Annotated in this window: 18 protein-coding genes; 9 read left to right on the forward strand and 9 right to left on the reverse strand. The window is 69.1% G+C overall.

Annotation, left to right across the window (positions count from 1 at the left end; all coding sequences use genetic code 11):
* Positions 1-5: 5 nt before the first annotated feature.
* Both ACFQ91_RS14415 and ACFQ91_RS14420 read right to left on the reverse strand, forming a co-directional pair.
* Entirely contained in the window at positions 6-689 is a 684-nt protein-coding gene (locus tag ACFQ91_RS14415; protein ID WP_232623806.1) for a DUF1345 domain-containing protein, read from the reverse strand.
* Positions 690-860: 171 nt separating this feature from the next.
* On the reverse strand, positions 861-1463 hold the full coding sequence (locus ACFQ91_RS14420; protein WP_198500301.1) for a TetR/AcrR family transcriptional regulator: 603 nt from the start codon (positions 1461-1463) through the stop codon (positions 861-863).
* An 81-nt stretch (positions 1464-1544) separates the two neighbouring features.
* Here ACFQ91_RS14420 and ACFQ91_RS14425 point away from each other — a divergent pair, with 81 nt between their 5' ends.
* Positions 1545-2576, forward strand: a complete 1032-nt coding sequence (locus ACFQ91_RS14425; protein WP_198500300.1) for an NAD-dependent epimerase/dehydratase family protein — start codon at positions 1545-1547, stop codon at positions 2574-2576.
* 100 nt (positions 2577-2676) lie between these two features.
* Positions 2677-3219 carry an AAA family ATPase gene (locus ACFQ91_RS14430; protein ID WP_198500299.1) on the forward strand — a complete coding sequence of 181 codons (543 nt, stop codon included), beginning with the start codon at positions 2677-2679 and terminating at the stop codon, positions 3217-3219.
* 16 nt (positions 3220-3235) lie between these two features.
* Here ACFQ91_RS14430 and ACFQ91_RS14435 read toward each other — a convergent pair whose 3' ends face one another.
* Both ACFQ91_RS14435 and ACFQ91_RS14440 read right to left on the reverse strand, forming a co-directional pair.
* On the reverse strand, positions 3236-4432 hold the full coding sequence (locus ACFQ91_RS14435) for a pyridoxal phosphate-dependent aminotransferase (protein WP_198500298.1): 1197 nt from the start codon (positions 4430-4432) through the stop codon (positions 3236-3238).
* 147 nt (positions 4433-4579) lie between these two features.
* Positions 4580-5491, reverse strand: a complete 912-nt coding sequence (locus tag ACFQ91_RS14440; protein ID WP_198500297.1) for a carbon-nitrogen hydrolase family protein — start codon at positions 5489-5491, stop codon at positions 4580-4582.
* A 172-nt stretch (positions 5492-5663) separates the two neighbouring features.
* Here ACFQ91_RS14440 and ACFQ91_RS14445 point away from each other — a divergent pair, with 172 nt between their 5' ends.
* From ACFQ91_RS14445 to ACFQ91_RS14460, 4 genes are all read left to right on the forward strand, one after another.
* A complete protein-coding gene (locus ACFQ91_RS14445; RefSeq protein WP_198500296.1) occupies positions 5664-5873 on the forward strand; it encodes a hypothetical protein in 210 nt (69 codons plus the stop codon).
* Positions 5870-7324, forward strand: a complete 1455-nt coding sequence (locus ACFQ91_RS14450; protein ID WP_198500295.1) for a cytosine permease — start codon at positions 5870-5872, stop codon at positions 7322-7324. The genes ACFQ91_RS14445 and ACFQ91_RS14450 overlap by 4 nt, the downstream gene beginning before the upstream one ends.
* Positions 7325-7389: 65 nt before the next feature.
* Positions 7390-8484, forward strand: coding sequence for an alcohol dehydrogenase catalytic domain-containing protein (locus tag ACFQ91_RS14455; RefSeq protein ID WP_198500294.1), 1095 nt, complete (start codon positions 7390-7392; stop codon positions 8482-8484).
* 45 nt (positions 8485-8529) lie between these two features.
* Positions 8530-9150, forward strand: a complete 621-nt coding sequence (locus ACFQ91_RS14460) for a TetR/AcrR family transcriptional regulator (protein WP_198500293.1) — start codon at positions 8530-8532, stop codon at positions 9148-9150.
* A gap of 62 nt (positions 9151-9212) precedes the next feature.
* On the opposite strand, the gene ACFQ91_RS14465 is transcribed toward ACFQ91_RS14460, so the two are convergent.
* Positions 9213-9608 carry a cupin domain-containing protein gene (locus tag ACFQ91_RS14465; RefSeq protein WP_198500292.1) on the reverse strand — a complete coding sequence of 132 codons (396 nt, stop codon included), beginning with the start codon at positions 9606-9608 and terminating at the stop codon, positions 9213-9215.
* A gap of 171 nt (positions 9609-9779) precedes the next feature.
* Between ACFQ91_RS14465 and ACFQ91_RS14470 the strand changes: the two genes are divergently transcribed.
* A complete protein-coding gene (locus ACFQ91_RS14470) occupies positions 9780-11231 on the forward strand; it encodes an FAD-binding oxidoreductase (protein ID WP_198500291.1) in 1452 nt (483 codons plus the stop codon).
* Positions 11232-11404: 173 nt separating this feature from the next.
* Positions 11405-12574, forward strand: coding sequence for a pyridoxal phosphate-dependent aminotransferase (locus ACFQ91_RS14475; RefSeq protein ID WP_198500290.1), 1170 nt, complete (start codon positions 11405-11407; stop codon positions 12572-12574).
* 189 nt (positions 12575-12763) lie between these two features.
* Here ACFQ91_RS14475 and ACFQ91_RS14480 read toward each other — a convergent pair whose 3' ends face one another.
* The 4 genes from ACFQ91_RS14480 to ACFQ91_RS14495 form a co-directional block, all read right to left on the reverse strand.
* Positions 12764-12952 carry a CsbD family protein gene (locus ACFQ91_RS14480; RefSeq protein ID WP_137826597.1) on the reverse strand — a complete coding sequence of 63 codons (189 nt, stop codon included), beginning with the start codon at positions 12950-12952 and terminating at the stop codon, positions 12764-12766.
* 53 nt (positions 12953-13005) lie between these two features.
* Positions 13006-13290 carry a GlsB/YeaQ/YmgE family stress response membrane protein gene (locus ACFQ91_RS14485; RefSeq protein ID WP_198500289.1) on the reverse strand — a complete coding sequence of 95 codons (285 nt, stop codon included), beginning with the start codon at positions 13288-13290 and terminating at the stop codon, positions 13006-13008.
* A 291-nt stretch (positions 13291-13581) separates the two neighbouring features.
* The gene (locus ACFQ91_RS14490; protein ID WP_198500288.1) at positions 13582-14250 is read right to left on the reverse strand and encodes a homing endonuclease associated repeat-containing protein; all 669 of its coding nucleotides are present in this window, start codon (positions 14248-14250) and stop codon (positions 13582-13584) included.
* Between the two features lie 22 nt (positions 14251-14272).
* Positions 14273-15871 (reverse strand): AMP-binding protein, encoded by a 1599-nt coding sequence (locus ACFQ91_RS14495; RefSeq protein WP_232623805.1) that lies wholly within the window; start codon positions 15869-15871, stop codon positions 14273-14275.
* A gap of 170 nt (positions 15872-16041) precedes the next feature.
* On the opposite strand from ACFQ91_RS14495, the gene ACFQ91_RS14500 reads away from it, so the two are divergent.
* Positions 16042-16851, forward strand: a complete 810-nt coding sequence (locus tag ACFQ91_RS14500) for a LuxR C-terminal-related transcriptional regulator (protein ID WP_198500287.1) — start codon at positions 16042-16044, stop codon at positions 16849-16851.
* Positions 16852-16884: the final 33 nt, after the last annotated feature.

Raw genomic sequence — 16884 nt, forward strand, 5'->3', positions numbered from 1 at the left:
CTCGGCTACGCCTCCATGACGTAGGAGAGGATCATCGACACGAGGGTGGCGACGACGACGGAGTTGAAGGCGAACGCGACGATGACGTTGGTCCGCACGAGTCTCCACCCGGCGCGGGTGATGGCTCGGCCCGGCAGCGCCGCCGTCATCGTCGAGGTGAGCACGGAGAACGTCAGGTAGTCGCTGAAGGCCCGGTCCTCCTCCATGTCGAACTCGAGGTGGCGTGCCGCCTGGCTGCCGCCGTCCCGAAGGTCGAGGCGCATGTAGTCGAGGGCGAACGAGTAGACCATGACCGCCCACGAGGCGATGACGTTGGCGACGCCGAGGGCACCGGCGATGACGGTCTCCTCGCTCGATCCGAGGGTGACGAGGTAGACGTTGAGCATGATGGCGACGAAGGCGGCGACGAGCGTCCACGACACGGCACCACCGCCGCCGAAGAGGATCGACGTCCAGCGGCGCCTGCGGGCGATGGCCCAGCGCGAGTGGACGGTGAGCTCCGTCTCCGTGAGGTCCTGCAGTCCGACATGGGTCCAGAGGAGGTAGACCAGCGCGTACACCGGCCACGCGACGAGGAAGACGGCGATGAGTCGCTGCGTCGCATCGACGAAACCGGCCGAATCGGCGCCGAAAGGGGAGAATCCGAGTCCGACGATGACGACGACCCCGACGAGCAGTGCGGGGATCATGCTCACCGATGAGCGCGTGTCATCGGAGATCGTGATGATCTGGCTGTGGCGGGGTCGCAGGCGCAGGACGGCTCCGGTTCACTCGATGCGGGCTGGTCACCTCACCCTAGTCGACCGGCGCCCGGTGGTTCCGTCAGGCGAGTACCCTGGGTCGCGTCCGAACGCAGGGCATCAGGCAGTGGCGAGGAGACGCTGCAGGGCGAATTCGTAGATTCCGACGGTGGCGTCGGGGTCGATCGCGCCCTCGACTGCGAGGCCGTTCGAGAGGGCGAGGATGACGACCGCAAGCTGCTCGGCCTCAGCGATGCCGGCGGCGCTCAGTTCCGCGGCGATCGCCTCGCGCAGCTGACGCCTGCTCGCCTCGAGGTCGGCGGCACCGGTGCCGCCCTCGCGCATCGCCGAGGCCCAGAACTCGAGGAACGCCCGGTGCCAGGTCGGGTCGTCGGTGGTGAAGCGCGCCAGCCGCGTCGCGAGTCCGCGGGCGAAATCCGGAGAGTCCGGCTCCCCTGCCGCGCGGGCGGCAGTGACGATCGAGGCGATCCGCTCGGCCGTCCGCGCCTTGAGCACCTCGAAGAACAGCTGGTCCTTGCTGCCGAAGCTCGAGTAGACCGCGCCCTTGGTCAGCCCGGCCGCCCGTGCGACCTCATCGACCGAAGCCTGCGTGAAGCCCCGGGCGGAGAAGACGTCGGCGGCTGCGGTGAGCACCCGGGTGCGGGTCTGCTCGCGGGTCGGGCGCTGTCGCTGCCGCGCGGTCGAGGGAGTGGTCTTCGCCATGCCCTCGACAGTACCACTGGTATTGGATACCCTCGGTATGCAATACTCACGGTATCGAACTCGGGAGAACGGACACGCATCATGTCAGCGCACGCCTTCGTCACCGGCGCCGCCGGTTTCCTCGGCCGCCAGCTCGTCGAGCGCCTCGTCGACGACGGATGGTCCGTCACCGCCTTCTGCCGCCCCGAGGACCGATCCGACCTGCTGCCGCCGGGAGTCGACGTCCGTCTCGGCAACCTCCTCGACCCATCGTCGCTGCAGGCCGCGCTCACCGGTCTGCGACACCCGGTCGTCTTCCACCTCGCCGGCAACACCACGACGTGGTCCCGTCACGCGCAGGCACAGTTTCGCGACAACGTCGACGGCACCCGCGAGCTCCTCGCCGCCGCCGAGCGCGCCGGGGCCAGACGGCTCGTGGCGACCTCGTCGATCTCCGCCTACGGGTATCAGCCCGGCGTCCGCCTCGTCGAGTCCTCGGCGTCGAACGTCGCCGTCAAGGGCGACAACTACGGGAAGAGCAAACGGGCCGCCGAAGAGCTCATCACGGCGGCTGACCGTGACGGACGGCTGTCGACCGTCATCCTCAACCCCGTCAACATCATCGGCAGCTACGATGCCGCGAACTGGTCCCGGCAGCTCATCCTGCCGCTCGCCTCCGATCGCCTGCGGGTCGTCCCACCGGGGACGGCGACGTGGATCTCTGTGCACGATGTCGTCGCCGCCCACCTCGCGGCCGTCGACGCCCCGGTCGAGGGCGGCAACATCATCCTCGGCGGAGTCGAAGCCGGCTTCCTCGAGGTCGTGCAGACGATCGCCTGGCTGCTCGGCAGACCTGCGCCCACCCGCGCCACTCCCGCCTCGGTGATGGCCGCACTCTTCGCCGTAAGTCAGGCCAAAGCCGCCCTGACGCGAACCGAGCCCGAACTCAGCCTGGCGAAGTATCGGCGGGCGACGGGCAACCTCCTCGTCGACGATTCCCTGGCCCGCACGACCCTCGGACTGGGACGCACCTCGCTGACGACGATGCTCGCCGAGACCATCGCCTGGCTGCGCACCGTCGGTCTGCTCACCGATGCCGGGCGCGCAGCGGTGCGACCGCCTCGGCGCCGGTGACCGCTCATCGCTCCGGATTCATCGGTCGGCAGAGCTGCATCGGTCGGTAGAGCTATAAGGAAGCCTGGTGGTCCGATGCGCGGACCGTACACTGACGACCATGAGCGCCGACGTCATCATCCTCGCCGGACCTCCGGGAGCCGGGAAGTCGACGACAGCCCGCGCCCTGGCGCACGATTTCCCACGGTCCGTCCACCTGCACACCGACGACTTCTGGCATTTCATCGCCTCCGGTGCCATCCCGCCCTACCTGCCGGAGTCCGAGGCGCAGAACCACACGGTCATGGAGGTCGTCGTCCACGCTGCCGCGATCTACGCGCGGGGCGACTACACCGTCATCGTCGATGGGATCGTCGGACCATGGATGCTCGATCACTTCCGTGTGCTCACCCGGCACCCTGATCCTCTGCCGGTCCACTACCTCATCCTTCGGCCGAGCCGAGAGGTCGCGCTCGACCGCGCCACCGCGCGCACCGGTCCCGACGACCTCACCGACGAGGAGCCGCTCACGACGATGTGGGATCAGTTCAGCCACCTCGGCGACCTGGAGGACCACGTCATCGACAGCAGCATTCAGACCTCGGAGCAGACGCTCGCCGCTGTCCGCGATGCCGTGGGGACGGCGACGTTCCGCCTGCGGTGACGACGCCGCCCCTGGCTCACCCGGCCTCGACCCACTCCCTGAGCTTCGTCAGCCCCTCGACGATGTCGTCCTCGCCGATGCCCGAGTACGCGAGCCGGATGTACTTCTGCTCCTCCCCCGGCTGCGGGCGACCGAAGTGCTCGCGGGTGCAGAACGAGACCCCGGTGTCATGGAGGGCCTGGGTGGAGAAGTCGGAGAGGGTCGCGATCCCCTTGCTCGCCATCGCCTCGGTGACGTCGGGGAAGATGTAGAACGTCGATTCCGGCACGGCGACCTCCATGCCGGGGATCGCGTTGATGAGCGAGCATGCGGCGTCGCGGCGGGCGCGGAGCACGTCGAGCATCTCCGCGACCGGCTCCTGCGGTCCCTGCAGCGCCGAGATCCCCGCCCACTGGACGTAGTGGGTCGTGCACGATTCGTCGTTCGTGTTCATCGTCGAGATCGCCTCGGCGACCTCCTTCGGGGCCACCGCACACCCGAGCCGCGACCCGGTCATCGCGAACTTCTTCGAGAACGTGTAGAGGATGACGGTGCGCTCGCGCATCCCCGGCAGGGCGGCGATCGACGCGGACTCACCGCCGTAGCGCATCTCGAAGTACGCCTCGTCGGAGAGCACCCAGAGGTCGTGCTCGGCGGCGATCTGCGCGATCGCCTCCCGCTCCCCCGGCGTCGACTCCGCGGAGATGGGATTCTGCAGATCGTTGTAGATGATCGCCACCGTCGTCTCGTCGATCGAGGCCCGCAGATGGTCGAGGTCGATGGCGAACCCGTCGGCGGTCGGCACGTACCGGTACGGCAGCGCCCGCCCACCGAGGTATTCGATCTGCGACTCATAGATCGGGAACCCGGGATTCGGGTAGAGCACGGACTGACCGGGATCCATCACCGCCTGGAGGAACTTCGTGATGACCGGCTTGCCCCCGGTGGTGACGACCACCTCGGCGGGATCGATGTCGAGACCGCGCCGAGACCCGATGTCCTCAGCGAGCGCCGCCCTCAACTCGGGGATCCCCGGTCCCGGACAGTACCCGGTCTTGCCGTCCGTGATCGCCCGGTTCATCGCCTCGACGATGTGCGGGGCCATCGGAAAATCGAGATCGCCGAGGTGGAACGGATAGACCCGATTCCCCTGAGCCTTCCAATCGGCGGCGGCCTGGGCGACGCGGAAAGCGGTTTCCGTGCCGAGGTCATTCAGTCGCTGGGCAGTCTTCATCGGCGGCTCCTTCGAACGCCCGCTCCCCGGCAGCGGTGCCGCAGGGAACGGTGGTGCAGCTGGTGGGAGGCGCCGCTTTCCGCGCGGAGCGGTGGGCGGCGCCTTCCTCACACGATAGACGACCGCGTCAAGGGGTCCTGCTCCGGCTCACTCTGTGACGCCGCGCAGTCGCCTGAGGTCGGCGAGGTAGGGGTTACTGGCTCGCGCCTCGGCGATCTCCGCGGCGCTGATCACGGTGACGGCGACGCCGGCGCCCCCGTCGAGGAGGTCGACGATACGCCCGTTGGGGTTGACGAGGCAGCTGTGGGCGGTGAAGCCCTCGCCGCTGTGGTTGGCATAGGCGATCGCGAGACCGTTCTCGAGGGCCCGCGCGGGCACGAGCAGCGTCGAGGTCTGCGTCGGCGAGAATGCGAGGGCAGGATCGCGGGGCTCGTCGCCGGAGGATGCGGGCACGGCGGTCGGCACGAGCAGCACCTCGGCTCCCGCCTCGGCGAGTGCCCGGGCGAATTCCGGGTACTCGATGTCGTAGCAGATGCCCATGCCGAAGCGCATGCCCCGCCAGTCGACGAGGTCGCCGCAGCGGTCGGCCGGCGTGAAGAAGTCGCGTTCGATGTCGAAGAGGTGACGCTTGTGGATCCGGGCGAGCTCGGTGCCGGAGTCGTCGAAGAACGACGCCGCGATGAACCGGCGGGCACCGACCTCGTCGACGCTTGAGGCGACGAGCGCGACCCCGAGGTCACCGGCGATGGCGGCGAGGCCCTCCCGCACCCGAGCCCCGTCATGGGTCCAGGCCCGGGCAGGGTCGTAGCCGGTGGCGAAGAGCTCGGGCGTGACCACCACCTCGGCGCCGACATCCCGTGCCTCCGCGACCCCGCGCCGCAATGTCCGCAGATTGCCGTCAATGTCGTCGATGCGGGCGACCGACTGGACGATCCCGATCGCCACCGCCGGGCCCGCATCCGCGCCGGCCGGACCCGCGCTGGCCGGGCTCGCGCTGGCCGGGCTCGCACTGGCCGGGCTCGCACTGGCCACACGTTCCGGAGTGCGCTGTTCGCTCATGGAGCATCCCCTCCTCCGCGCGGAAGTTTTCCTCCCGACGCCATTGACGGCGCCTTCGCCGGTCAGTGACAATTATAAACCAAATCGGATTTGGTTTATTGGCCGTCCGGTTCGTCGAGCGCATCGCAGCCGCTGCCCTCGACCCGACCACCGAGAGCCCGAGGAGTCACCGATGACACCGCACAGCGAGTTCGCGTCCACCATGGCCGCGAACGGCACTTCACCCGCCGTCGCCGAGGAGATCGAGCGCAGAATCGCGATCGTCGAATCCACCGAGGCGGCCGATCCCTCGCGTCTGCCGCTGTCGGCGACAGAGCTCACCGTCTACACCGGGTCGGCCGTCGCCGCCTGCCTCATCGGCCTGCTGGTGGTGGCGCTGTGAACGGGGCACCGGATCACACGGTCGGCGCCGCGACGGCCGCCGAGGACCCGGTCAGCCGCGAACTGCAGCAGGAGCGCATCTACGGCACGTTCCCGCTCCTGAAATCCGAGCGGACCTGGTCGGGCTGGGACTTCACATGGGTGAACACAGCGCTCGCGATCGCCACGTGGGCGTTCCTCGTCGGCGGCTCGACTGCCCTGCTCGTCGGGTTCGCCGACGGTGTCGCGGCGATGATCATCGGCAACGCGATCGGCCTGTGCTTCATGGTGCTCGCCTCCGTGCCGGCCTCCCAGCGCTACGGCTCCGAGCAGTACACACTGCTGCGCGGCGCGTTCGGCGTCGTCGGGGTCGGCCTCATCGTCTTCACGATCATCCTCGTCACGGAGATGGGCTGGTCCTCGCTGCTCGCGGTCATGGCCGGGCGCGCGACGAGCCAGGTCGCGGGCACGCTCGTCGGAGCGGAGTTCGATCAGTACGGGCCGCTCGTGACGATCGGCGGCCTCGTCGCCATCGGCATCGCGTGGTTCGTCCTCTCCCGCGGCCCGGTGACGATCGGGAAGTTCAACAAGTTCGTCGCCCCGGGGCTCGCGATCATCACCGTCGTCATGATGATCGTCCTCGTGGCGACCACCTCGTGGGACACCCTGCGGGACGCGTCCCCCCTGGCGCCGTTCGACGATCCGACGCTCAACTTCATGGTCGCCGTCGAGTTCAACGTCGGCGTCGGGGTCTCGTGGTACCCGGTCATGGGCTCGCTCGCGCGGATGACGAAGAGCCGCCGAGCAGCCGTCTGGCCCGCCTTCGGCGCCCTGTTCTTCGCCACCCTCATCGCCCAGGCCGTCGGGATGGCCGCGGCCCTGACGATCGGCGACTCCGATCCGACGTACTGGATGGTGCCGCTGGGCGGGCCGATCCTCGGGGTCGCAGTCCTCGCGTTCATCGGGTTCGCCAATATCACGTCGATGTCCTCGATCGTCTATTCGACGATCCTCGCGATCCGCCAGTCCGCCGGTCACGCGCTGAGACGGGTGCCGTGGAAGGCGCTCACGGCGGCCTTCTTCGTCCTGCCCGCGATCATGACGTTCTTCCCCCAGTTCATGTACGAGCAGTTCATGGTGTTCGTGTCGTTCTCCGGCGCTTTCCTCACCGCGATCTGCGGCGTCGCACTCGCCGACTACTTCGTCCTCCGCCGCCAGCACATCGACCTGCGCGAGCTCCACCTCGGCGGGCACGGCCGGCTCTACGCGTACACGGGCGGGGTCAACTGGGCGGGCATCGTCGCCGTGATCGCCGGCGCCGCGTTCTACGTGTGGCTCTACAACCCCGTCACGCTCGAGACCGCACCGGCGTTCTCGGTCATCACCGCCGCCCTGCCCGCCGCACTCGTCGCCGGCCTCATCTACCTCCTCATCTTCCGGGTCGCCTACGCCTCCCGGCATCCGGCCCGCTGAGGACCGACCGCCTCGGCGAGCCCTCCAGCCCACCGCACCATGCGCCATCACCACCAAGGAGAGACATGCCCACCGCTTCACGTGCCGCCATCCACACCGCCGGACCCGACCTCACCATCGCCGAGGTGGTCGTCCGCGACCCCGGTCCCGGCCAGGTCCTCGTCAAGCTCGGCGCCTCGGGGGTGTGCGGCTCCGACCGGCACGTCCTCGACGGCGACTGGAACCTGCCGAGTCCCACCGTCATGGGCCACGAGGGAGCCGGCACCGTCGTCGCCACCGGGGAGGGCGTGACCGACCTCAACGTCGGCGACCACGTCGTCCTCAGCTGGTTCTACCCCTGCCTGCACTGCGCGGCCTGCCGCGCCGGCCGCATGTGGGTGTGCACGGGCAGCGGCGCCTCGGCCGGGCTCCTGCCCGACGGGACGACGGCGTTCGCGCAGGACGATGCCCCCGTCTACCCGTACCTCGCCGTCGGGTCGATGAGCGAGTACACCGTCGTCGCGCAGCAGGCGGCGGTGAAGATCCCCGACGACGTCCCCTTCGACGTCGCCGCCCTCATCGGCTGCTCGATCGCCACCGGCTTCGGCGCCGTCGTCAACGACTCCGCGGTCGAACCCGGCCGCTCGGCGCTCGTCATCGGCGCCGGCGGGGTGGGGCTGAGCATCATCATGTCCCTCGCCCTGGCCGGGGCGAACCCGATCATCGCCGCCGACATCTCCGACGAGGCGCTCGGCCTCGCGTCATCGTTCGGCGCCACGCACACGCTGACATCGGGACCCGACCTCGCCGCCGAGGTCGCCGCGCTCACCGGGACCGGCGTCGACTACGCGTTCGAGGCGATCGGCCGGCGCCAGACGATCGAGCAGATGCCTGAGTGCCTGATGCCCGGCGGCACCGCCGTCGTCGTCGGACTGCCCCCGGAGGACGATCCGGTCTCCGTCGACGCCCTGCTCCTGGCCGAAGAGGGCAAGCGGCTCGTCGGCTCGAACTACGGGTCGACGGTTCCCGGTCGCGACTTCCCGCTCCTCGCCGAGCTCTACCGCGCGGGGAAGCTGCCGATCGACCGCCTCATCACCGATCGGGTCGGCCTCGACGAGGCCAATGCGGCCTTCGACGCGATGCGCGCGGGGGCTCAGGGCCGCACGGTCATCGTCCACTGACCGCCTCAAGGGAGGGGATGCGCGACGCTCTGAGAGAATGGCGCCATGGCGCGACCGAGCAAGAACATCCTCTCCCCCAGCATCATCGCCGAGGCGGCCCTGACGTTGGTCGAGCGCGATCACGATTTCACGATTCCCGGGATCGCGAAGGAGCTCGGGGTCAACCCGTCATCGCTCTACCACCACGTCCGGGGCGGTCGCGACGAGATCATCAACCTCATGCGCGAGGCGCTCTACGGTCGCATCGACCTGCGTGCGGCGACCGCGGAGGGCGCCCCGTGGCAGGACCGGCTGCGGGCGTGGATCCGCAGCTACCGGGCGAACATGGCGAAGCTGCCCGCCGCGATGCCGCTGCTCGTCGGCTCCCCGGTCGACGACCTGCCGACGCTGCGGATCTACGAGGTCGCGTTCGCGATCCTCGACGAGATCGGCATCCCCGCCGAGGACCAAGTCGACGTCGTCTCGATGCTCGACGCGGTCGTCCTCGGATCGGCGCTCGATCGCGGTGCCCCGGTGCCGATGTGGCAGCCGGGCGATCATGCGGTCCCGCACCTGCAGCGTGCGGCGCCGTTCGGGGATGATGATGACCGTTCGGCCAGGGGTCTCGAGCTCGCGATCACCGGTGCTGTCGCTGCGATCGAATCCCTCATCGCCGAGGCGGCCTGAGGGTTGGTGTCGTCTGCAGCCTGAGGGTCGGCGTCAGCCTTGTCCGCGAGCCGGGCTCGGAGTCACCCCTCGTTCGGGGCGATGAAGAGCTTCCGCAGCGGTGACTTGTCGATGTACCACCGCGTCTTCATCCCGGCGGTCAGGCGGACGAGGGAGCCGGGTGCCAGCACGACCGGCTCCTGCGCGGGGTCGTCGAATTCGATGCGACCGGCACCGGAGATGACGAGGAAGACCTCGTCGCCCTCGACATCGCGCATCGCGCCCGTGCTCATCTCCCACAGTCCGTAGTCGACGTCGCCGATCGTTCCGAGCTCGGCGAACGCTGTCGTCGTTTCCGCGGCGGGCGCCCCAGCGTCGCCGGGCGCGTCAGTCCCGGCGGGGTCGAGGCGCTGCCACTCCTCGATCGGCTCGTGGTCGAGGGGGTAGGTGGTCGTGTCGATCGGCTCCGTTGCGCTCATGCGCCCAGTGTAGCGAGCGGAACCGGAACACGAGCACGGAATTCGGAGCCGCCTCGGCGATTACATATGCCAATACGACGTCCAGCTGCTGTTTACAGCACGACTAGCCATGGGATAGAACTGAATCCGTACGCTCGCAGCGGGCGGGCGCACTCGATCAGGAGAGCTCCATTGACCTACCTCAACGGTGAGGCGTCGTTCTGGCTGGCGCAGTCGCCGGCCGCGCCCATCCCCACCCCACTCCCCTCTGCCAAGCAGGACCTCGTCATCGTCGGCGGCGGCATGACCGGGCTGTGGTCGGCCTACTGCGCCCGCCAGGCCCACCCCGACTGGGCGATCACGGTCATCGAAGCGAAGACGGTCGGCTACGGCGCCTCGGGCCGCAACGGCGGGTGGCTCTCCACGCTCATGCCCGGCAATCGGGCCCGCTTCGCCGAGGCGGTCGACCGCGCCGTCATCGATGACCCGGACGGCCCGGTCGGCTCGGCCCGACGGACCGGCGTCGAGAGCGTCCGGGCCTTCCAGTCCGCGCTCTTCGATTCGATCGACGAGGTCCTCGACGTGCTCGAGACCGAGGGCATCGACGCCGAGGCGGTGCGCGGCGGGCACATCGACGTCGCCCAGTCCGCGGCAGGGATGGCCCGCCTCCACGACCTCGTCGAGGGCAACCGCCGGTTCGGGTACGGGCCTGAGGACATGCAGGTCCTTGACGCCGCCGAGACGCGGGCGAGGATCAACGTCGACAACGCGCAGGGCAGCGTCTTCGTGCCCGGCACCGCGCGCATCGACCCGGCGCTCCTCACCGAAGGACTCGCCCGCGTTCTGCGCGAGCGCGGCGTGACGATCTGCGAGGGCACGCGGGCCCGGCACATCGGCACCGGCCTCGTGTCGACCGAACGCGGCCCGGTCAGCGGGGAGACGATCTTCGTCTGCCTCGAAGGGTATTCCGACACCGTCGCCGGAGACCTGCCCGGCCTCGAGGGCCGCCAGGTCATTCCCGTGTTCTCCTCGATGATCGCCACCGAGCCGCTGCCGGCCGAGGCGTGGGAGCAGATCGGCTGGGAGGGCCGGGAGTGCCTCGGCGATGCCGCCCACACCTTCATCTACGCCCAGCGCACCGCCGATGATCGGATCGCCCTCGGCGGCCGGGGTGCGCCGTATGCGTTCGGCTCGGGCCTGCCCGGTGATGGACGGGTCCCCGCCGAGGTGGTCGACCTGCTCCGCACGCGGCTGTCCTCGCTCTTCCCGACGCTCGACGTCGAGGTCGCCCACGCGTGGCGGGGTGCGCTCGGGGTGACGCGCGACTGGTGCGCCGGGATCTTCTTCGACCCCGCACAGCGCATCGGCGTGGCGCGCGGGTATGCCGGACACGGGGTGACGGCGACGCATCTGGCGGCGAAGACGCTCCTCGACCGGGCGGCCGGCACGCCGACGCCGCTGACCGCCCTGCCGTGGAACGATCACGTCTCGGGGCAGTGGGAGCCCGAGCCGATCCGGTGGCTCGGCATCCGGTCGATGTACAAGATCTTCAACCTCGCCGATGAGTGGGAGCGCATCACCGAAGCGCAGCGGACGAGCCTCCTCGCCCGCTTCGGCGCGCGGCTCGCCGGCCTCGCAGAGTAGGCCGGGCTCCTCCGACTTCAGGTCGTTCCAGACAGAGAATCCGACGGAAAATCTGACCATTTCGACCTGGAGTTCCTCGGGTTCGCGAGTTCGCGGGCCGTGCTGCTGTCACACGGCCGGGCTGAGATCTGCCAGACTCAGTGAGAGGGCAGCGACGATGAAGGAGTGCGACCATGACGACCCCGGACCAGCGCATCTCGCCGATGGCGCAGACGTACCCGGCCTCGGACATCCGCAGGATGTTCAACCTCGCGCTCGACCACCCCGAGGCCGTCAAACTCACCGTCGGCGAACCGGACTTCCCCACGCCGGAGCACATCAAGGCCGCCGGCATCCGGGCGATCGAGAACAACGAGACCCGCTACGTCGCCAATGCCGGGATCCCGGGGCTGCGCGAGGCGATCGCGGAGAAGTACGCGGCCCGCTGGGGTCGGCCGGTCGGCATCGAGAACGTCATGGTCACCTTCGGGGCGATGGAGGCGCTCACCCTCTCCCTCGATGCCACGGTCTCGCCCGGACAGGAGGTCATCATCGCCGATCCGAGCTTCCCGAACTACCGCGGTCAGATCCACCGCCTCGGCGCGGTTGCCGTTCCCGTGCCCGTGCGCGAGGACAGCGGCTTCAAGGTCCGCGCCGAGGATGTCCGGGCCGCCGTCACCGAGCGGACCGCGGCGATCATCCTCAACTCCCCGTCGAATCCGCTCGGCTCGGTCATCGATCGGGCCGATCTCGAGGGGATCGTCGACCTCGCCGAGGAGTTCGGGTTCACGATCATCTCCGATGAGGTCTACGACGAGATCGTCTTCGACGATGCGACGTTCACCTCGATCGCCGAGGTGCGGCCCGGGTTCGATCGGCACCTCGTCATCGGCAGCTTCTCGAAGACCTATGCGATGACGGGGTGGCGGTGCGGGTTCGTCATCGCCCCTGCCGATCTCATCGCACCGATGCCGCTGCTCCAGGAGGGGCTGACCTCGAGCCTGCCGGGCTTCGTCCAGGAGGCAGCGATCGCCGCGCTCACCGGCCCGCAGTCGGTGGTGGGAGCGATGGTCGAGTCGTATGCGCAGCGCCGTGACCTCATCGTCGATGAGGTCAACGCCATCGACGGAATGAGTGTGCTGCGCCCCGAGGCGACGTTCTACGCGTTCGCCAACGTCAAGGACTGGGGTCTGAGCTCGTGGGACGTCGCACTTGAGCTGCTGAGGCACCACGGGCTCGCCACGATTCCCGGGTCGGCGTTCGGCCCCGCCGGTGAGGGCTATCTGCGGCTGACGTTCGCCGTGTCCCCGGAGACGATCAGGGAGGCGTGCCGACGCCTCGCGGACTTCGCTGCCACGCGGTGACAGGGTGGCGCAGTGACCCAGTGGCACGGTGACTTCAACCGGCTGAGACCGCGACAGGGGCGAGTGCACTTAAGTGCACTCGCCCCTGCGCTGCCCGGACCGCCGCGGAAGAAGCGGCGCGACCGGGTCGGTGCCCGGTGTGCGATCACCGGAGCCAGGACGCACTGATCAGAGATCAGCGCCCGTCATTCAGCGACGGTCGGTGACGTCCTTCGCGGTGTCCTTGAGCTTCTCACCGGCCTGCTTGGTGCCGGCGGCGGCCTGGTCGGCCTTGCCCTCGGCCTGCATCTGCTCGTTGTTGATGAGCTTGCCGGTGGCGTCCTTGGCCTTGCCCTTGAGCTCCTGGGCCTTGTTGTCGAACTTGTCCTTCGCACTCATGGCGATTTCCTTTCGTTGTTCCAACAGGTGATCCGGAAGAGACCGGATCGTGGTCAGGCAGCGTTCTTGCTGCGGTTCTTGATGATCAGTCCCCAGATGAACGAGAACACGATCGCGCCGATGACGGCGATGAAGAACGAACCCCACGACCAGGGATCCGAGAAGACTGCGCCGATTCCCTTGCCGCCGAAGAGGCCGAAGAGAAGTCCACCGACGAAGGCGCCGATGACACCGAGGATGATGGTGCTGATCCAGCCACCACCCTGCTTGCCGGGCAGAATGAGCTTCGCGAGCGCTCCCGCGAGCAGTCCGACGATGATCCAGCCGATGACAACCATGTTTCCATCCTTCTCTCTAGGGAACGGAGCCTGCAGACCGGCAGGCCTGCTTGGTTCCATTCCACCTGTACAGACGCAGTGACACTACAAACCTCACGCACATTTTTCAAGGATTTTTCCCGGAGTTTCACCCAGGTGAACTTGCCGTGTCGGATCACGCGGTCGGGCGTTTCCCGGCGTGTGCCCCGCGATCACGGGGCATGCGGCCGTCGAGGTCAGGCCGTCGACGCCGTCAGATCGGGCAGAAATCGATGTTGTCGATCCCGCCGCGGCGGCGGTACCGCGATCGGGTCAGGTCGCCGAGGCGAGCGCTGCGTTCCAGCTTCCGTAGAACTTCCGCACCGCGGCGGCCGAGGGCACCTCGCCCTTGTGCGCCGTCGCGTACTCCCCGTACGCCTTGTACGTGGCGCCGACGCCGCGCGATTCGCAGTCGGCGACGAACGCCGCGATCGCCCGATCGTAGGCAGCGGCGTCGAAGCGCAGCTGACCCTTCGCCCGGCCCGTGCTGCTCGTCGCCAGTCCCGCCGCCGTGAGCGCATCGTTCCACGATCCGAACCGCTGCACGGCGGTCTGACTCGTCGGCGGCCAGAGGCTCGCGCCCTTGCCCGAGCCGATCCCGAGGTGGCGCAGCAGGGCGGTGCGCTCGGCGTCGTAGCGTGCCGCGGTCAGACCGGGCTTCGCGTCACGACGGCGGATGGAACCGATCGCCTCAGCCACCTCGGTGACGGTGCGAGCGACGAGTGCCGCGTCGTCGGGGAACTGGGCGGACAGCGTCGCCTCCACCTCGGCGAGGATCGTCTCATCCGGCGCATCGAGCCCTCCGGTTGCGTTGGGCAGCGCCGCGCCCGCCGGTCCAGCGTCGGTCGGCGCCGTGTCGGTCGTGCGCGCGGTCGCGAGCAGCAGAGCCCCGAGCACCGCAGGGGTGGGGGTGTGGGATCTGTCGCGCGTTGCATCCGTCATCCCCACCATCCTACGGGGCGGCTCAGACCTCGAGATTCCGGAGGACGAATCGCTGGATCTTCCCGCTCGGCGTCTTCGGCAGCTCGTCGACGATGTGGACTCGGCGCGGATACGCGTGTGCGCCGTACGTGGTGCGCACGGCGTTCTGCAGCCGCGTGACGAGATCGTCGGTGCCCGCGGACTCCCCGAGGACGACGAATGCTTCGATGGCCTCGCCTCGGACCTCGTCCGGGCGCCCGACGACGGCCGCCTCGACGACGGCGTCGTCGGTGACGAGGATGCTCTCGATATCGAACGGGGCGATTCGGTAGCCGGCGGCCAGGATGATGTCGTCGTCACGGGAGGCGAAGAAGAAGTCCGGTCCCTCCGCTCGGCCCATATCCCCGGTGAAGTACCACCGGCGGTCGGGGGTGAAGCGCTCCGCCGTCTGGCGCGGGGCGTCGACGTAGCCGGTGAACCACATCAGCGGGCTGTCCTCGACCGAGAGGGTGATCGACCCGCCGGTCGTGCCGGCGACGAACCCGGGCAGCGCCTGCCCCATCGACCGGTCGGCGACCGTGGAGCGCAGACGTTCGTCCCATGCGTTGCCGATGGCCATGCCCTGCTCGGTCTGCCCCCAGTGGTCGCGCACCGTCACCCCGAGCGCACCCGGCGCCCAGTCGACGACGTCTGCGGTCAGCGGCTCTCCCGCCGAGGAGGCTGCGCGCAGGGGTGCGGCAGCGGTGATGCCCGTCTTCTTCAGGGCCCGGTAGATGGTGGGCGCGGCTGCGAGGTTCGACACCTGCAGCTCGTCGAGCAGGCACCCGGTCGTCGCGGGATCGAAGCCGCCGGCGAAGAGGATGTTGGGCACACCGATCGCGAGCGGTCCGACGACGCCGTAGTAGAGGCCGTAGGCCCAGCCGGGGTCGGCTGCGTTCCAGAACACGTCGTCCTCGGCGACGCCGAGACCGTAGCGCATGTAGGCGATGAACGCGGCGAGCGCGGAGCCCGGGACCCCCACGGCCTTGGGGGTGCCCGTGGTGCCGGAGGTGTAGAGCTGGAGGAACAGACCATCCCCGCCGATCGCCTCGGCAGAGTCGAGCGGTTGACGTACAGCGATCTCCCGGTCGAGGTCGGCACCCGTCCCGAGGAGGGGAACATCGATGCCCTCGAGTTTGGGCTGCTGGGCGGCGTCGGCGACGATGAGCACGGCATCGGCCCCGGTCACTCGGGTTGCGATCGCCGGTCCGGCGAAGGCGGTGAACAGGGGGACTTCGACCGCGCCGAGGCGCCAGAGTGCCATGAGGACGATCGGCAGCTGCCGCGTCTTCTCCATGAGGACGCCGACTCGCGATCCGCGTCCGACGCCGAGTTCGCGGAGCAGTGCGGCAAGGCGCTGGGAGCGATCGGCGAGTTCGCCGAACGTGAGGCGGTAGGGGTCGAGTCGCTCGTCGACGCAGACGAACGCGGTGTCGGCTGCCGGGCGGCTGTCACAGAGCACCTCGGCGAGGCAGAGGTCGGCCACCGAGAATCGGCGGCGCAGCTCCTCGACCTCGGCCACGATGTCGAGATGGTCCTGCCACGGGGCGGGCGCCGCCGCGACATCCTCGTCCACCTGCTCGGTCGTCATTGCCTCGTTCATTGCGCTCTCCTCAGTCTCGGTCGTCATCGTCCTGTCTCGACGGCACCGTGGTCCCGTGCGCCGGTGAAGCGAGACGTTTGAAGCGAGACTAGGCAAGGCGCGCATCGTTGACTACCCTCCGAAGTGGGCAGTGGCTGCTGCCGAGGCGATGAGGCGAGGACGGGGCGGCGATGGGCACGGAGCACGACGAGCGCATTCGACGGTCGCTCGATCGCGTGCGCACCGGCACCGGTGTCGACCTCGCCTTCGGTGGGGTGGTCGACGACTCCCGAGGTCTGCTCCTCTCCCATTTCTTCGGCCCCACCGTCGGTGCGCTTCCGGGTGTCACGCTGTCCTACGATGCGGGGCTCGGCGGTCGCACGGTCGCCCTGCGGCGGCCCCTGGCCGTGGCCGACTATGTCGCCTCGGAGGCGATCTCCCACCACTACGACGGGGTGATCCGGGCTGAGCGTCTGCGGGCGATCGCTGCGGCCCCGGTCGTCGTCGACCGTGAGACCACCGTCGTTCTCTATGCCGCGTTCCGCAGCGACGCCGTCATCGCCGACCGCATCCTCTCGACCCTGACCGACGAAGCCCGCGAACTCGAGCACGCGCTCATCGTCGCCCGTGCGCAGCGGCTCGAAAGCGACGCCGAGGCGGCCCGCGCTCTGCTCACCCGGATCCGCGCCGTTCATGGGGAGCTGCGGGCACTCAGTGCCGCGGTCACCGACGGTCGCCTGCGCCGGGAGCTGCGCGAGATCGCCGAGGGTCTCGCGCTGCCGGAGAAGCGTGAGCCGACGGTGCCGGTGTCGCTGACCGAGCGGGAGACCGATGTCCTCGCGCTCGTGGCGACGGGCATGACGAACCGGGAGGTCGCCGAGGCGCTCGGTCTCACCGTGCTCACCGTCAAGGCGTATATGAAGGCGCTCATGGCGAAGCTCAATGCCCGCACCCGGTACGCTGCGGTCATCGAGGCGCAGGAGACGGGCCTGCTGCCGTAGAGCCTGCCCCGTGTCAGGCCGGGGTGAGAGGAT

Source organism: Brevibacterium sp. NPDC056726, from assembly GCF_042790515.1.
In the GTDB taxonomy this organism is placed as follows: Bacteria; Actinomycetota; Actinomycetes; order Actinomycetales; family Brevibacteriaceae; genus Brevibacterium; species Brevibacterium sanguinis.

Bases quoted from the DNA above. Each gene is read 5' to 3' on its own strand.
- ACFQ91_RS14455 (WP_198500294.1), top strand. From the start codon at position 7,390: ATGCCCACCGCTTCACGTGCCGCCATCCACACCGCCGGACCCGACCTC.
- ACFQ91_RS14495 (WP_232623805.1), bottom strand. From the start codon at position 15,871: ATGAACGAGGCAATGACGACCGAGCAGGTGGACGAGGATGTCGCGGCG.
- ACFQ91_RS14420 (WP_198500301.1), bottom strand. From the start codon at position 1,463: ATGGCGAAGACCACTCCCTCGACCGCGCGGCAGCGACAGCGCCCGACC.
- ACFQ91_RS14430 (WP_198500299.1), top strand. From the start codon at position 2,677: ATGAGCGCCGACGTCATCATCCTCGCCGGACCTCCGGGAGCCGGGAAG.
- ACFQ91_RS14465 (WP_198500292.1), bottom strand. From the start codon at position 9,608: ATGAGCGCAACGGAGCCGATCGACACGACCACCTACCCCCTCGACCAC.
- ACFQ91_RS14490 (WP_198500288.1), bottom strand. From the start codon at position 14,250: ATGACGGATGCAACGCGCGACAGATCCCACACCCCCACCCCTGCGGTG.
- ACFQ91_RS14460 (WP_198500293.1), top strand. From the start codon at position 8,530: ATGGCGCGACCGAGCAAGAACATCCTCTCCCCCAGCATCATCGCCGAG.
- ACFQ91_RS14440 (WP_198500297.1), bottom strand. From the start codon at position 5,491: ATGAGCGAACAGCGCACTCCGGAACGTGTGGCCAGTGCGAGCCCGGCC.
- ACFQ91_RS14500 (WP_198500287.1), top strand. From the start codon at position 16,042: ATGGGCACGGAGCACGACGAGCGCATTCGACGGTCGCTCGATCGCGTG.
- ACFQ91_RS14445 (WP_198500296.1), top strand. From the start codon at position 5,664: ATGACACCGCACAGCGAGTTCGCGTCCACCATGGCCGCGAACGGCACT.
- ACFQ91_RS14415 (WP_232623806.1), bottom strand. From the start codon at position 689: ATGATCCCCGCACTGCTCGTCGGGGTCGTCGTCATCGTCGGACTCGGA.
- ACFQ91_RS14435 (WP_198500298.1), bottom strand. From the start codon at position 4,432: ATGAAGACTGCCCAGCGACTGAATGACCTCGGCACGGAAACCGCTTTC.
- ACFQ91_RS14475 (WP_198500290.1), top strand. From the start codon at position 11,405: ATGACGACCCCGGACCAGCGCATCTCGCCGATGGCGCAGACGTACCCG.
- ACFQ91_RS14485 (WP_198500289.1), bottom strand. From the start codon at position 13,290: ATGGTTGTCATCGGCTGGATCATCGTCGGACTGCTCGCGGGAGCGCTC.
- ACFQ91_RS14425 (WP_198500300.1), top strand. From the start codon at position 1,545: ATGTCAGCGCACGCCTTCGTCACCGGCGCCGCCGGTTTCCTCGGCCGC.
- ACFQ91_RS14480 (WP_137826597.1), bottom strand. From the start codon at position 12,952: ATGAGTGCGAAGGACAAGTTCGACAACAAGGCCCAGGAGCTCAAGGGC.